At 71.1% G+C, this 12,440-nt stretch carries 14 protein-coding genes; 6 read left to right on the plus strand and 8 right to left on the minus strand.

Going from position 1 to position 12,440, the window contains the following annotated elements:
- Positions 1–31 precede the first annotated feature (31 nt).
- Positions 32–541, minus strand: coding sequence for a YcxB family protein (locus AB0M80_RS26605; RefSeq protein WP_364570185.1), 510 nt, complete (start codon positions 539–541; stop codon positions 32–34).
- A 54-nt stretch (positions 542–595) separates the two neighbouring features.
- On the opposite strand from AB0M80_RS26605, the gene AB0M80_RS26610 reads away from it, so the two are divergent.
- The 3 genes from AB0M80_RS26610 to AB0M80_RS26620 all read left to right on the plus strand — a co-directional run bounded on the left by AB0M80_RS26610 (position 596) and on the right by AB0M80_RS26620 (position 3,194).
- The gene (locus AB0M80_RS26610) at positions 596–1,393 is read left to right on the plus strand and encodes a DUF3592 domain-containing protein (RefSeq protein ID WP_364570188.1); all 798 of its coding nucleotides are present in this window, start codon (positions 596–598) and stop codon (positions 1,391–1,393) included.
- Positions 1,394–1,545: 152 nt separating this feature from the next.
- Entirely contained in the window at positions 1,546–2,100 is a 555-nt protein-coding gene (locus AB0M80_RS26615; protein ID WP_364570191.1) for a hypothetical protein, read from the plus strand.
- On the plus strand, positions 2,097–3,194 hold the full coding sequence (locus tag AB0M80_RS26620) for an MAB_1171c family putative transporter (RefSeq protein WP_364570194.1): 1,098 nt from the start codon (positions 2,097–2,099) through the stop codon (positions 3,192–3,194). The genes AB0M80_RS26615 and AB0M80_RS26620 overlap by 4 nt, the downstream gene beginning before the upstream one ends.
- Before the next feature lie 78 nt (positions 3,195–3,272).
- On the opposite strand, the gene AB0M80_RS26625 is transcribed toward AB0M80_RS26620, so the two are convergent.
- Positions 3,273–3,539: a hypothetical protein gene (locus AB0M80_RS26625; protein WP_364570196.1), complete on the minus strand. Its 267-nt coding sequence runs from the start codon at positions 3,537–3,539 to the stop codon at positions 3,273–3,275.
- A 32-nt stretch (positions 3,540–3,571) separates the two neighbouring features.
- Complete coding sequence (gene rlmN, locus AB0M80_RS26630) at positions 3,572–4,678, minus strand: 23S rRNA (adenine(2503)-C(2))-methyltransferase RlmN (protein ID WP_364570199.1); 1,107 nt, start codon at positions 4,676–4,678, stop codon at positions 3,572–3,574.
- A 125-nt stretch (positions 4,679–4,803) separates the two neighbouring features.
- Here rlmN and AB0M80_RS26635 point away from each other — a divergent pair, with 125 nt between their 5' ends.
- On the plus strand, positions 4,804–5,394 hold the full coding sequence (locus AB0M80_RS26635) for a hypothetical protein (RefSeq protein WP_364570202.1): 591 nt from the start codon (positions 4,804–4,806) through the stop codon (positions 5,392–5,394).
- Here the strand turns inward: AB0M80_RS26635 and AB0M80_RS26640 are convergent.
- Both AB0M80_RS26640 and AB0M80_RS26645 read right to left on the minus strand, forming a co-directional pair.
- Positions 5,391–7,685: a pyruvate dehydrogenase gene (locus AB0M80_RS26640; protein ID WP_364570205.1), complete on the minus strand. Its 2,295-nt coding sequence runs from the start codon at positions 7,683–7,685 to the stop codon at positions 5,391–5,393. The two genes, AB0M80_RS26635 and AB0M80_RS26640, sit on opposite strands and share 4 nt — an antisense overlap.
- Before the next feature lie 107 nt (positions 7,686–7,792).
- A complete protein-coding gene (locus AB0M80_RS26645; RefSeq protein ID WP_364570208.1) occupies positions 7,793–8,278 on the minus strand; it encodes an Lrp/AsnC family transcriptional regulator in 486 nt (161 codons plus the stop codon).
- A 108-nt stretch (positions 8,279–8,386) separates the two neighbouring features.
- Between AB0M80_RS26645 and AB0M80_RS26650 the strand changes: the two genes are divergently transcribed.
- On the plus strand, positions 8,387–9,010 hold the full coding sequence (locus AB0M80_RS26650) for a PadR family transcriptional regulator (RefSeq protein WP_364570211.1): 624 nt from the start codon (positions 8,387–8,389) through the stop codon (positions 9,008–9,010).
- Here the strand turns inward: AB0M80_RS26650 and AB0M80_RS26655 are convergent.
- Positions 8,947–9,759 carry a class I SAM-dependent methyltransferase gene (locus AB0M80_RS26655; protein WP_364570214.1) on the minus strand — a complete coding sequence of 271 codons (813 nt, stop codon included), beginning with the start codon at positions 9,757–9,759 and terminating at the stop codon, positions 8,947–8,949. The two genes, AB0M80_RS26650 and AB0M80_RS26655, sit on opposite strands and share 64 nt — an antisense overlap.
- 113 nt (positions 9,760–9,872) lie before the next feature.
- Between AB0M80_RS26655 and AB0M80_RS26660 the strand changes: the two genes are divergently transcribed.
- Entirely contained in the window at positions 9,873–10,718 is an 846-nt protein-coding gene (locus tag AB0M80_RS26660) for a VOC family protein (RefSeq protein WP_364570217.1), read from the plus strand.
- 9 nt (positions 10,719–10,727) lie between these two features.
- Here AB0M80_RS26660 and AB0M80_RS26665 read toward each other — a convergent pair whose 3' ends face one another.
- Positions 10,728–11,852, minus strand: a complete 1,125-nt coding sequence (locus AB0M80_RS26665; protein ID WP_364570220.1) for a phosphatidate cytidylyltransferase — start codon at positions 11,850–11,852, stop codon at positions 10,728–10,730.
- A complete protein-coding gene (frr, locus tag AB0M80_RS26670) occupies positions 11,852–12,409 on the minus strand; it encodes a ribosome recycling factor (RefSeq protein ID WP_364570223.1) in 558 nt (185 codons plus the stop codon). The genes AB0M80_RS26665 and frr overlap by 1 nt, the downstream gene beginning before the upstream one ends.
- Positions 12,410–12,440 lie beyond the last annotated feature (31 nt).

Consider the following 12,440-nt stretch of genomic DNA (forward strand, 5'->3'; position numbering starts at 1 on the left):
CCGGGCCGGCCGGCCGGCGAACGCTCCGTCGTCAGTCCACAGAGGACTGCGCCGGGGCCGGGCGGCCACTCGGCCAGGGCAACCTGCTGACGAACGCGGCGAACTCCGCCCGTTGCTCCCCGGTCATCGGCGCCTTCGGGATCGTGACCGCCTGGAGTTTGCCGAACATGGCGTACCAGACCTCCGGGGTCTCGACGACGCGGCCGAAACCGGCCCACCGGAACCGCGATTCGGCGAGCGGGTAGGCGACCGTGACCCACTCGTCGTCCAGCGTCAGGTGGCACCCGGCCTTGATGGCGGCCGACTGCAACCGCACCGAGCGGGCCACGGTGATCGGCGCGATCGCCAGCACGCACAGCAATCCGAGGGCCACCATGGCGTAGGACATCGGGTCCGAAGGGTCCAGTACCACCAGAGCGATGCCGAGGACGGTCAGCACGGAGCCCAGGACGCGGATGGTTTTCAGCTGCGGACGGAGGATGAACCGCAGGGTGCGCCGCAGCCGTTCCTCGTCGTAGGGAACCGCCATGGAGATCTGCATCGCCGCAGCATAGTTCGCGCCCGGTTCGGGCCGTGGCTGTGGAAAGGTGGGCGGATGCGGGAAGATCGGACGTGGCTGCCGCCGGACGACGCGGTCGGCCACGGCCCCGTGGACCTGGCCGCCCAGACTCGCAAGCTGCGGGTGCTGGGCCGGCGCGCGCTGGTCCTCATGGTGCTCTGGCTGGTGGTCGCCGGCGGAGCGTTCGCCGGCCTGATCGCGTTCGAACGCCCTTCCGGCGAGCTCCTGCGCGACGGTGTCCGCGTGACCGGGAAGGTGCTGCAGGCCGTGGACCGCCCGAGGAAGATCCACTTCTCCTACGCCGTGCAGGGCGACCTGCGGTTCGCCACCATCGCCGTGAACTCGGGACGGCGCTACGCCGAGGGCGGCCCGGTCACGGTGATCTACGACCCCGCGAACCCGGCCCGGGTGCGGACGTTGCTGGAAGACGGCGTCGACCGTCGTGCGTCCGCCGCCTGGTGGCTTCTCGCCTTCTGCGTCTTGATGGCCGCGGCCTTCAGCATGGTCGCTTCGATCCGGTGGCGACGGCGGCACCGGGCCGTGCTGCGGACCGGCTGGCGGCCGGCCGCGGTCACCGTGCAGCCCGATCGTCCGATCCGCACGGGCCGGCACCTGCCGGACATCCTCGTCGAATACCGCGACGGGAGCCGGGCCGAGCTGCGTGCCTCCACGTCGAGCCACGGCAGCACGCCGCTGCGCCACCAGCCCGGACGGCCGGCGTGGGTGGGTGGTTCGGGCCAGGACATGGTCGTCCTCTTCCCGACCGGCCGCTGGCTGCGGCGGCCCTACGCGGTGCCGGCTTTCGGACAGAAGCCCCGCACCGGCCCCTCCTGAGTGCCACACGCGCGGGAGGCGGAAGGCTGCGGCCAGTCGGCCCTACGCCGAACGGCTGAACGGGGGTAGGGGCCGACCGCACTGTGTGTTGATCGCTACCATCGGTGAGACGGGGCAGCACGGGCCTCCTCACACCGACAGCAGGGTGACTGGTGAGGGAACGCGAGTTACGGCGCCGTTGCAGGCGACTGCTGAACGAACTGGGCATCCGCCCACCGCTCGACGTCCTCGAACTGTGCCGCACCGTGGGGAAACAGCGTGGCCGCCCGATCCGGCTGATCGCGCACCGGATCCCGGTGCCGGGCCCGTTCGGCGCCTGGATCGCCACCGGCCAGGCCGACTACATCGTCTACCAGCAGGACACGAGCAAAGCCCACCAGCGCCACATCATCCTCCACGAGCTGGGCCACATGCTGGCCGGCCACCGCACCACCGCGGAGGACGACAGCCTGGTCACCGCGCTGACCCCGGACGCCGCCCCGCCCGGCGACCTGCGCGAGCAGTACCCGGACCTGGCACCGGAGCCGATCCGGCAGGCCCTGCGACGGACGTCCTACGACACCGACCAGGAGCGGGAAGCGGAGACGGTCGCGACGATCATCCTGGAATGGGCGTCCGTGCTGGACCGGGTCGCCCGGAAGTCGTCGGAGGAGGACACCGCGCAGCGGATCGAGGCCGCACTGGGCGAACGGCTGGGCTGGTTGTGAACAGCAAGGTCGCGCTCCTCGTCGTCCAAGGAGTGATCCTCTACCCCGCGCTGCTGTGGAAGAGCTACCAGCTCACCCGGGCGCCGTCGGACGTGGCGCGCTGGATGGTCACGGCGTGTCTGGCCTGCTTCGCGGCCTCCTACCCGCTCGGCCTGCTGGCGGGCGACGTGAACCAGCCGGACCCCGGGTCGATCGTGCCGCTGCTGTTCCAGCACATCTTCCTCTGCGGGCTCGTCTACTCCCTGGCGTGTTTCTTCCTGTTCTCGGCGCTGCCGCCCGCCCGGGCGCGGCGGCGGGCCTGGCAGGAAGCGGTGCCGCTGGGCACCGCGATCCTGGTCATGGCGAGTGTCACGGTGCTGATGCCGGACGTCCCGCCGACGGCGTACCCCCGCGCCGGGGTCTCGGTCTTCTACCTGGCCGCCGATCTGTACCTCACCTACGGCATCGCGAGTGCGTGCTTCTTCGCACGGCGCTACGCGCGGGGCGCTGCGCCGCGGCTGGCGCGCGGGCTGCTGGTGGCCTCTGTGGGGTTCGCCTTGGGCGCGGTGGGCGGAGCCACCCTGATCGCGGTGGTGCTCGTGCACTGGGCGGGCGCGGCGATCCCTTGGCTGCTGGTGCAGGCCACGGTTTTCCTGGTGTTCCCGAGCGCGATCCTGCTCGTCATCGGCCTGTCCTACCCGGGTGCCGCCACCCGGCTGGCCGCGGCGCGCGTGTGGTGGCAGCACCTGCGGACGTACCACCAGCTCGGCCCCCTGTGGACCCGGCTGCACCGGGCTTTCCCGGAGGACGCACTGAGCCGGACGCCGCTCAACCCGTGGCGGAACGCGCTGAGCCTGCTCGGCGTGCATCGCCGCTACTACCGGCGGGTCATCGAATGCCGCGACGGACTGGTCCGGATCAGCCCGTACGTCGCCCAGCTGCCACATGACGGTCCCCTGGCCGACCGGCTCACCGAAGCGCTGCGAGCGCACGCCCGCCGTGAACCGGTAGGGGAGGTGGGAATGCCCATCGCCGTACCCGACGGCGCCGGCCTCGACGACGACGCCCGCGAGCTGGTGGCCCTCTCCAGGTCCCTGAAGGCGGCTCCCGCGTGATGACTTCCGCTTGGGAACCGGTTCAGCTCGCGCGATCCGATCCGCCGCTCAGCACCGAATCCGGCGAGCCGGAGACGGTCAGCGGCTGAGCCAGGGAGCCAGCAGCGTCTCGAGATCGGCGTCCGACAGCGCACGCGGCCCGCCGTGGAACTCGTGCCACCGCGCCGCATCGCACGCCGCGGTGTACTCCACCTCGAACGCCCGCATCAACACGTACATGAACGTCACCGAACTGAACCGCTCACCCAGCAACGTCCGCGCCTCGCGGGCAACCTGCGTCGCACCACGAGAGTCCGCCAGCTTCAACGATTCCGCAGCGGGATCCAACAGGCTGGGGGCATACATCACGACAATTTCTCCATAACTGAACCGAAAACTCAGCCTTCAGCGGCCAGCTGGCCACAGGCCGCGGCAATGTCCTGGCCCCGGGTGTCCCGCACGGTACACGCCACCCCACCGGCGTTCACCAGCCGAACGAACTCCCGCTCCACCGGCTTCGGCGACGCGTCCCACTTCGAACCCGGAGTCGGGTTCAAGGGGATCACGTTCACGTGCACCAGCTGACCCAGGTGCTTGCGCAGCCGCTTCGCCAGCAACTCGGCCCGCCACGGCTGATCGTTGATGTCCCGGATCAACGCGTACTCAATGGACACCCGGCGCCCGGACGTGTCCGCGTAGTACCGAGCCGCCGACAGCACCTCGTCCACCGACCAGCGCTCGTTCACCGGCACCAGCGTGTCCCGCAGCTCATCGTCCGGCGTGTGCAACGACACCGCCAGCCGCACCTGCATCTTCTCGTCCGCCAGCTTCCGGATCGCCGGCGCCAAACCCACCGTCGACACCGTCACCGAACGCTGGCCGATCCCCAGACCACCGGGCGCGGGATCCGTGATCCGACGCACCGCCGCCACCACACGCTTGTAGTTGGCGAGGGGCTCACCCATCCCCATGAACACGATGTTCGACAGCCGGCCCGGGCCACCGGGCATCGTGCCGTCGCGCATGACGGCCGCCGCCGAGCGGACCTGGTCCACGATCTCCGCCGTCGACAGGTTCCGGTCGAGCCCACCCTGGCCGGTCGCGCAGAACGGGCACGCCATTCCGCAGCCCGCCTGGCTCGAGATGCACAGCGTCGCGCGGTCCGGGTAGCGCATCAGGACGCTCTCCAGGAGCGTGCCGTCGTGCGCCCGCCAGAGCGTCTTGCGGGTCGCGCCGTTGTCGGCCTCCAGCGCGCGGACCTCGGTCAGCAGCGTCGGCATCAGGTCGGAGACCAGCTTGGCACGGGACGCCGCCGGGATGTCCGTCATCTCCGCCGGGTCGACCGTCAGGCGGGAGAAGTAGTGGTTCGACAGCTGTTTCGCGCGGAACGGCTTCTCCCCCAGCTCGGCGACCGCGGCAGCGCGCTCGGACACCGAGAGGTCGGCGAGGTGGCGCGGCGGCAGGCCACGCTTGGGCGCGTCGAAGACGAGGGGAAGGGCAGTCATAACCTGACCAGTGTCCCACGCCCCGACCGCACCGCCCGCGCCACCCTGGCCGGGTGTACCCGCGGTCACCGGGGAAACCGAAAGCCCGCCCGTGGAGTCCAAGGGCGGAAGAAAGAGGTGAGTCCGTGTCCTTCCGGCACCGTCTCCTGGCCATCGCGGTGGTCCTGAGCGCCACCGCCTGCAGCACGCCGGCCGAGGGCCCGGTTCAGCCCGGTCCGAGCCCGATGAACGGGCCGCGGGCCGAGGTGGGGCCCTTGCGCCTGCCCCTGCCGGCGGGCGCGACCTACACCGCTCACAGCCAGGACGGCCTGCTGGACGGCTGCATCGCCGAAGGCACCGTGGTCTGCGAAGCACGGGTTCTGGACCTGCGCCAAGCGACCGCGGGCTCCGAGACGCCGATCAACCTCCCCAGCGCGAAGCGGACCTTCGGCTGGTACACCGGCACGGACCTGCCGACCTGCATCACCCCCGCTTCGCCGCCCGGGAAGGCCTCGGGGGCCAAGGACAGCACGCTGCTCGATTCCGGGTTCGCGCCGATCGGGCCCAAGAAGGCCGAGTACGCCCGCTGGCAGGTCACCTGCGAGAAGTCGGCGCAGAACAACCAGGTCCGGATGTGGTGGCTGCCGACGAGCCGGATCCTCGTCGTCCAGTACGGGTCCTTCCCCGGCTGGGACGCCAAGATGGACACCATGCTCGCCGGCGCCACCTTCGGCTAGCTCGCCACGTCCAGCGCGGCGCGGATGATCGCGTCCGTGTCGATGCCGTGGTGGCGGTAGACGTCCTCCAGCGAGCCCGACTGGCCGAAGCCCGTGACGCCCAGCGCGACCGACGGCACCCGGTTGATCCCGGCGAGGAACGCCAGCGTGTGCGGGTGACCGTCGAGCACGGTGACCAGCGGGCGGGCCCGGGACGCCGGGAAGACCTGGTCGAGGATCCACGACTCGGCACTTCCCCGGCCGGACCGGGCCTGAAGAGCCTCGAACAGCAGGCCCGGGCTGGTCACGCACACCACGTCGGCCTCGACGCCGACCTGGGCCAGACGCCCGGCCGCCGCCAGGGTGTCCGGGACCAGTGCGCCCATCGCCGCCAGCGTGACGGCCGGGGCCGCCGCGCGCCGCAGCAGGTACGCGCCCGCCACGACTTGGCGGCGACGGCGTTCGCGGGCCGCCGGGTCCACCGGCACCGCGGCGAGGGTCTGGTCGACCGGCCGGGTCGAGAGCCGGAAGTACGACGACGTCCCGCCCGGCTTGCCGAGCCGGCCGAGCGCGGCCAGCAGCGTCCACTCGGTGTCGATCGCGAACGCCGGTTCGTAGCTGACGCAGCCGGGCTGCTCGATGCCGATCGACGGCGTGGTGATCGACTGGTGCGCGCCGCCTTCGGGCGCGAGTGTGACGCCCGAGGGCGTGCCGATCAGGATCGACTGCCCGCCCGCGTAGATGCCGAACGACCACGGTTCCAGCGCCCGCTCCACGAACGGGTCGTACATCACGCCGATCGGCAGCAGCGGCTCGCCCCACCGGCTCCAGGTCGCGCCGAGCTCGCCGAGCAGGCCCACCAGGTTCGTCTCGGCGATGCCGAGTTCGACGTGCTGACCGGTCGGCTTCTCCCGCCAGTGCATGATCGTCTCGGGGTCGTCCTCGAACCAGTCGCGGCGCTCGGTCGCCGACCAGACGCCCACCTTGTTGACCCAGCCGCCGAGGTTGGTCGTCGAGCTGACGTCGGGGCTGACCGTCACCACGCGCTTCGCCGCTTCAGGCGCTTCGCGCGTCAGGTCGAGCAGGACGCGTCCCAAGGCCGCCTGCGTCGTCGCCGTCCCGGACGGCGTACGCCCGATGTCGACGGGCAGCTCCAGCGAAGGCGCCGAAGGAACGTCCGGACGGCGAAGGCGCGAAGCAACTTCAGCGCACAACGCGGCCTCAGGAGAACCCGAGGAGAAGCGCTCCCACGGCGAGGCGAGATCAGTACCGAGGGAAGCCGCCAGCTCCTCCATCTGCGCCACGGTCAGCAGCGACGAATGGTTCTGCGGGTGCCCCTGCGTCGGCAGGCCCCGGCCCTTGACGGTGTAGGCGAAGATCACCGTGGGGCGGCTGTCCGAAATGGACGCGAAGACCTCGTCGAGCGAACCGAGGTCGTGGCCGCCGAGGTTGCGGATCGCGGCCAGCAGCGTTTCGTCGTCGAGCGACGCCACCAGCCCGGCCAGTGCGGCGTTGCCCGCGGGCAGCCGGTCGCGCACCTGCGCGGCGTCGCAGCGCAGCAGCCGCTGGTACTCGGGGTTCGGCATGGCGTCGATGCGGGCACGCAGCTCGGCACCGCCGGGCCGGGTGAACAGCTCCTCCAGCAGCCGCCCGTACTTCAGCGTCAGGACCTGCCAGCCGGCGGCGTCGAACATGCCCTGCAGCCGCCCGGCCGCGATGTTCGGCACCACGCGGTCCAGCGACTGGCGGTTGAGGTCGACGATCCAGACGATTTCGCCCAGCTCCGCCACGGCCGGGTCGAGGATGGCCTCCCAGATCGCGCCCTCGTCCAGCTCGGCGTCGCCGACCAGCGAATACTGCCGGCCGGTCCCGGCGGACGAGCCCCGGGTCGTCAGGTAGCGGCGGGCCAGCGCGCCCCAGATCGGAGCGGTCGCGCCGATGCCGACCGAACCGGTCGAGTAGTCCACCGGGTCCGGGTCCTTCGCGCGGCTCGGGTAGCTCTGCAGGCCGCCGAACTCGCGCAGCGTCGGCAGGTAGGCCTCGTCCAGCTCGCCGAGCAGGTAGTTGATCGCGTGGAGCACCGGGGACGCGTGCGGCTTCACCGAGACGCGGTCCTCGGGGCGCAGGTGCCGGAACCACAGCGACGTCATGATCGACACCAGCGACGCGCACGACGCCTGGTGCCCGCCGACCTTGAGCCCGGACGGGTTGGGCCGGACGCGGTTGGCCTGGTGCACGATCGCGGTCGCGAGCCACAGGACCCGCTGCTCGATCGCGGTGAGCGCCGGGGCGGCCACGGGGGCCTGAGTCATCGTCGACACCTTTCGTGCAGGAAGCGCCCACCAGAACAGCACTGGTGGACGCATCGCACAACCGATGCTCGCTCAAGTGCGCAGAATGCACACCCGACCCGAAGAGCTCAGGCCTCCGGCTGCGCAGAATGCACGCGCTCCAGCAGGGGCGCCAGGCGGTACGGGACGAGCTCGCGCATGACGAGCGAGATGTTCGTCCGCTCCACCCCGGGCGAGGCCAGGATGTGCCCGGCGACGCGGTAGAGGTCGTCGGCGTCGACGGCCACGACCTGGACCATCAGGTCGCTCGCCCCGGTCAGCCCGCACACCTCGGTCACCTCGGGGATCGCCGCGAGGGCCGCGCCGATCTCGGCGAGGCGCCGCTGGTCGACCTGCGCGTTGACGAACGCCCGCAGCGGGTAACCCAGGCGCGCCGGATCGATGCGGCGCTCGAACGCCCCGAGCACGCCGCGCTGCTCCAGTCGTGCGAGCCGGGCCTGCACCGTGTTCCGGGACAGGCTCAGCCGCTCGGCCAGCGCGACCGCCGTGGACCGGGGGTCCTCCCCCAGCGCCTGGAGCAGGCGCGCGTCGATCTCGTCGATGGTTTCCGGCACCCGCCGATCCTCGCAGAACCGTGAGCCAGCTCACCGAACAGGGGTTGTCGAACGACCGTTTCCGATATATCGTGAACGTGTCGCAACAGTTCGAGAAAGGAACACGACATGCGTAGGCAACGACACCCCTTCGCCCACGAGCGTGGGCGCACACCTTTCGGTCCCTTCGGTGGTTTCGGCGAGTTCCCCCCGGGTTTCGGCCCCGGTGGACGCGGTCGCGGCCACGGTCCGGGCCGGCGGGGTCACGGCGGACGGCGCAGCCGCCGCGGTGACGTCCGCGCCGCGATCCTGGCGCTGCTCGCCGAGCAGCCCCGGCACGGCTACGAGATCATCCGCGAAATCGGCGAGCGTTCCGGCGGCTTCTGGCGGCCGAGCCCCGGCTCCGTCTACCCGACGCTGCAGTTGCTGGCTGACGAAGGCCTGGTCCTCAGCAAGGACGAGCACGGCAAGAAGCTCTTCGAGCTGACCGACACCGGCCGCGCCGCCGCGGAGCAGCAGGACAGCACGCCGCCGTGGGAGCACATCGCGCAGGACGTCGACCCGACGGAGGTCGGGCTCGCCAAGGCGGGCAAGAACCTGGCCGCCGCCTTCGTGCAGATCATGCGCGCGGGCACCGAGAGCCAGCAGGCCCGCGCGGCCGAGGTGCTCAACGACGCCCGGCGCTCGCTCTACGGCATCCTCGGCGAGGACGAGGACGAGTCCTCGGCTCCGTCCGAAGAGACAGCCGAGTGACCTGGCAGGACGAGGCCGGTGGGCTTGACCCGCGCGTGAACGCGGTAGCCCACCGGCAGCGTCAGGTCCTGCGTACGATTCCCGTTACGCTGCAAGGACTCCGCGATCGCCTGTTCGGCGACCGGCCTGCTGAATTCGATCTTCAGCACCGCTTCGAGGTCCGCCGCGGTCGCGAACCGCCACTCGGTCGCGACGCGGCGGCAGCCGAACCCGGCCCGGGCGAAGAACCGTTCCACCGCGGCCGGGTCGTAATGCGGTAGGTCGGCGCGCATCCAGCGGCCGTAGGGCTCGCTGGTCACGTCGAGGTCGACGATCAGGATCGCCCCGCCCGGCCGCAGCACCCGCTCGGCCTCCGCCAGTCCCGGCTCGCATCCGGGCCCGAAGAAGTACGCCGTGCGCGCGTGCACGACATCGACGCTCGCGCTGCGGACCGGCAGCCGCTGGGCCCGGCCCATCCGCACGTCCACGTTCGACAGACCCTCGATGCGCTTCAGCGCGCTGCGCACCAACGGCTCGTGCGGCTCCACTCCGAGCACCGAACGGGCGTCACGGGCGAAGCGCGGCAAGTGAAACCCGTCACCGCAGCCGACGTCCAGCACGTCCCGGCCGGTCCAGTCGTACTCCTCGCGCAGCACCCGCCAGATCTCGCCGCGGCTGTCCTGCGCGTGGTTCTCCAGCTCGTATTCGGGCTGGTAGTACCAGATGTTGGGGCTCGGCACGACCTCCGTGCGCCGCGACGACCACCGCACCCCGCTGCTCCTTCCGGGTCCTCGTCGCCGGCCCGTGCTCTCCCGGTGGCGAATTCTTGGCGGAAAACTCACAGATCACGCCTAGAATCCGGTGGGTATCGGGAGGAGCACCCATGGCATTCGGCCCGTCCAGTACCCCGTCCCCGGTCCCGGCCGGAATTCCGTGCTGGATCGAGCTGGCCTGCCGCGAGCAGGCCGTGGCGGAGAGATTCTACGGTGCCCTCTTCGGCTGGGAGTACACCACTCAACGGGATCCGGCGACGTCCGACGGGCGGTACGCCATCGCGGCGCTCAACACCGTCCCGGTCGGCGGTCTCTACCGCGCCGCCCAGGGCGCGCCACTGGGGTGGATGCCGCACATCTCCGTGCCCCACACGGCGAGCGCGGCCGAGTGGGTGGAGCACCTCGGCGGGCGCATCACCCTCGGGCCGGTGCCGATCCCGGACCGCGGCACGATCATGCACGCCCTCGACGCGTGCGGCGCGCCGGTGGTGTTCTGGGAGGTGCCGCCGAACTGGGAGTTCGTCACCGGGATCCCGAACACCTTCAGCGGCGCGGATCTCAACACCCACGACGGCGTCGCGGCGGACCACTTCTACACCAAGCTGTTCAACTACGGGAGCCACCAGATCGGCGACGGCGAGACGCTCGACTACGTCGAATGGCTCATCGAGCACGAGCCGGTGCTGTACCGGTACGTCATGGGGTCGGAGTACAGCCTGGACACCCCGCCGCACTGGCTCGTGTACTTCGACATCGACCCGGCCCGCGGCGTCGACGCGGTCGCGGGCGAGGCGCTCATGCACGGCGGCACGGTGGTGATCCAGCCCTACGACACCCCGTTCGGCCGGATGTCGATCCTCGCCGACCCCGAGGGTGCGGTCTTCGCGGTGATCGACCACTCACGCGTCGCCGAAGGCTGGGGCCGCGCGGAGGTCGACGACCCCTACGACGACTGACGCGGCCGGTCAGCCGACCGGCACGAACGCCGAGAGCAGCAGCCAGGACACCACGGCCGAGGGCAGCAGCGAGTCGAGGCGGTCCATGATCCCGCCGTGCCCGGGCAGCAGCGTGCCCATGTCCTTGACGCCGAGGTCGCGTTTGATCAGCGACTCGACGAGGTCGCCGAGGGTCGCGGTCAGCACGATCGCGACGCCGAAGATCACGCCCTGCCAGACGTGGCCGTCCAGCAGCAGGCTCAGCGTCAGCGCCCCGGCGACGACGCCGCCGATCACCGAACCGGCGAAGCCTTCCCAGGTTTTCTTCGGGCTGATGGTGGGGGCCATCGGGTGCTTGCCCCCGAGCACCCCGGCGATGTAGCCGCCGGTGTCCGACGCGACGACGCCGATCAGGAAGGTCAGGACGCGCCCGACGCCGTCCGAGGGCGGCACGAGCATCGCCGCGAACGCGCCGAACAGCGGCAGGTAGGCGGCCGCGAACACCGACGCGCCGACGTCGCGCAGATAGCCCGTCGCACCGCCGGGCAGGCGCCACAGCAGGCAGGCGAGGACGGTGAGGACGAACGCGGTGAGCGCGCCCTCCCGGCCGAACGGCCAGGCGAGCCAGATCATCGCCTGCCCGCCGACCAGCACCGGGATCATCGCGACCCGGGTGTCGGCGACCCGGCGCAGCACCCCGGCGAATTCGAAGGTGCCGACCGCGATCGCGATCGCGATGACCCCGATGAACAGGAACCGCACGGTGAGCAGGGAAACGATGACCGCGGCGCCGAGCAGCAGGGCCACGCCGATGGCCGCGGGCAGGTTCCGGCCCGCCTTGGAGGCCTTCTTGGCCTCCGGCGCCGGTTCCGTGCCGGCCTCGGCCGCCACCCCTTTTGCCGAGGTGGCAGGCGATTCCGCCGCAGCGCCCGTCGCCGAGGAGGCCGCGGCGGTGCCGGCGGCCGACAACCGGCTCGCTTCACCGGTTCCCGAGGTCTCCGGCCCGGCCGGTGCCGGGCCCGCCGCGGCGGTTCCCGGAAACTCCGGCGTGGCCGGAGCGCCGGCGCCGGCCGGTTCCGGCGTCCCGGGCCGGGCCGCCGGGTGTGCTCCGGTGGCGTCCACCCGGTCTTCGCGTTCCTCGCTCACCTGTGCCATCAGACCTCGAGCAGCTCGGCTTCCTTGTGCTTGACCAGCTCGTCGACCTTGTGCGAGTAGGTGTCGGTGAGGTTCTGCAGCTCCTTCTCCGCGCGCACGACCTCGTCTTCGCCCGCTTCGCCGTCCTTGCCGATGCGGTCGAGCTCTTCCTTGGCCTTGCGGCGGATGCTGCGGATGGTCACCCGCGCGTCCTCACCCTTGCTCTTGGCGACCTTCACCATCTCCTTGCGCCGCTCCTCGGTGAGCTGCGGGATGACGATCCGGATGACTTGGCCGTCGTTGCTCGGGTTGACCCCGAGGTCGGACTCGCGGATGGCCTTCTCGATGGCGCCGAGCTGGGTCTGGTCGTAGGGCTTGATCAGCGCCATGCGGGCTTCCGGCACGTTGACGCTGGCCAGCTGGTTCAGCGGGGTCGGCGCGCCGTAGTACTCGACCACGATGCGCGAGAACATCGACGAAGTCGCCCGGCCGGTGCGCACCGACGTCAGGTCGTCCTTGGCGACGGCCACCGCTTTTTCCATCTTCTCCTCGGCATCGAGGAGGGTCTCGTCGATCACGGCTACTCCCGTTGTTGTGATGGTGTGGCGC

Origin of the sequence: Amycolatopsis sp. NPDC051045 (assembly GCF_040682955.1) — a bacterium.
Classification (GTDB): Bacteria; Actinomycetota; Actinomycetes; order Mycobacteriales; family Pseudonocardiaceae; genus Amycolatopsis.

Bases quoted from the DNA above. Each gene is read 5' to 3' on its own strand.
- AB0M80_RS26605 (WP_364570185.1), bottom strand. From the start codon at position 541: ATGCAGATCTCCATGGCGGTTCCCTACGACGAGGAACGGCTGCGGCGC.
- AB0M80_RS26610 (WP_364570188.1), top strand. From the start codon at position 596: ATGCGGGAAGATCGGACGTGGCTGCCGCCGGACGACGCGGTCGGCCAC.
- AB0M80_RS26625 (WP_364570196.1), bottom strand. From the start codon at position 3,539: ATGTATGCCCCCAGCCTGTTGGATCCCGCTGCGGAATCGTTGAAGCTG.
- rlmN (WP_364570199.1), bottom strand. From the start codon at position 4,678: ATGACTGCCCTTCCCCTCGTCTTCGACGCGCCCAAGCGTGGCCTGCCG.
- AB0M80_RS26640 (WP_364570205.1), bottom strand. From the start codon at position 7,685: ATGACTCAGGCCCCCGTGGCCGCCCCGGCGCTCACCGCGATCGAGCAG.
- AB0M80_RS26650 (WP_364570211.1), top strand. From the start codon at position 8,387: ATGCGTAGGCAACGACACCCCTTCGCCCACGAGCGTGGGCGCACACCT.
- AB0M80_RS26660 (WP_364570217.1), top strand. From the start codon at position 9,873: ATGGCATTCGGCCCGTCCAGTACCCCGTCCCCGGTCCCGGCCGGAATT.
- AB0M80_RS26665 (WP_364570220.1), bottom strand. From the start codon at position 11,852: ATGGCACAGGTGAGCGAGGAACGCGAAGACCGGGTGGACGCCACCGGA.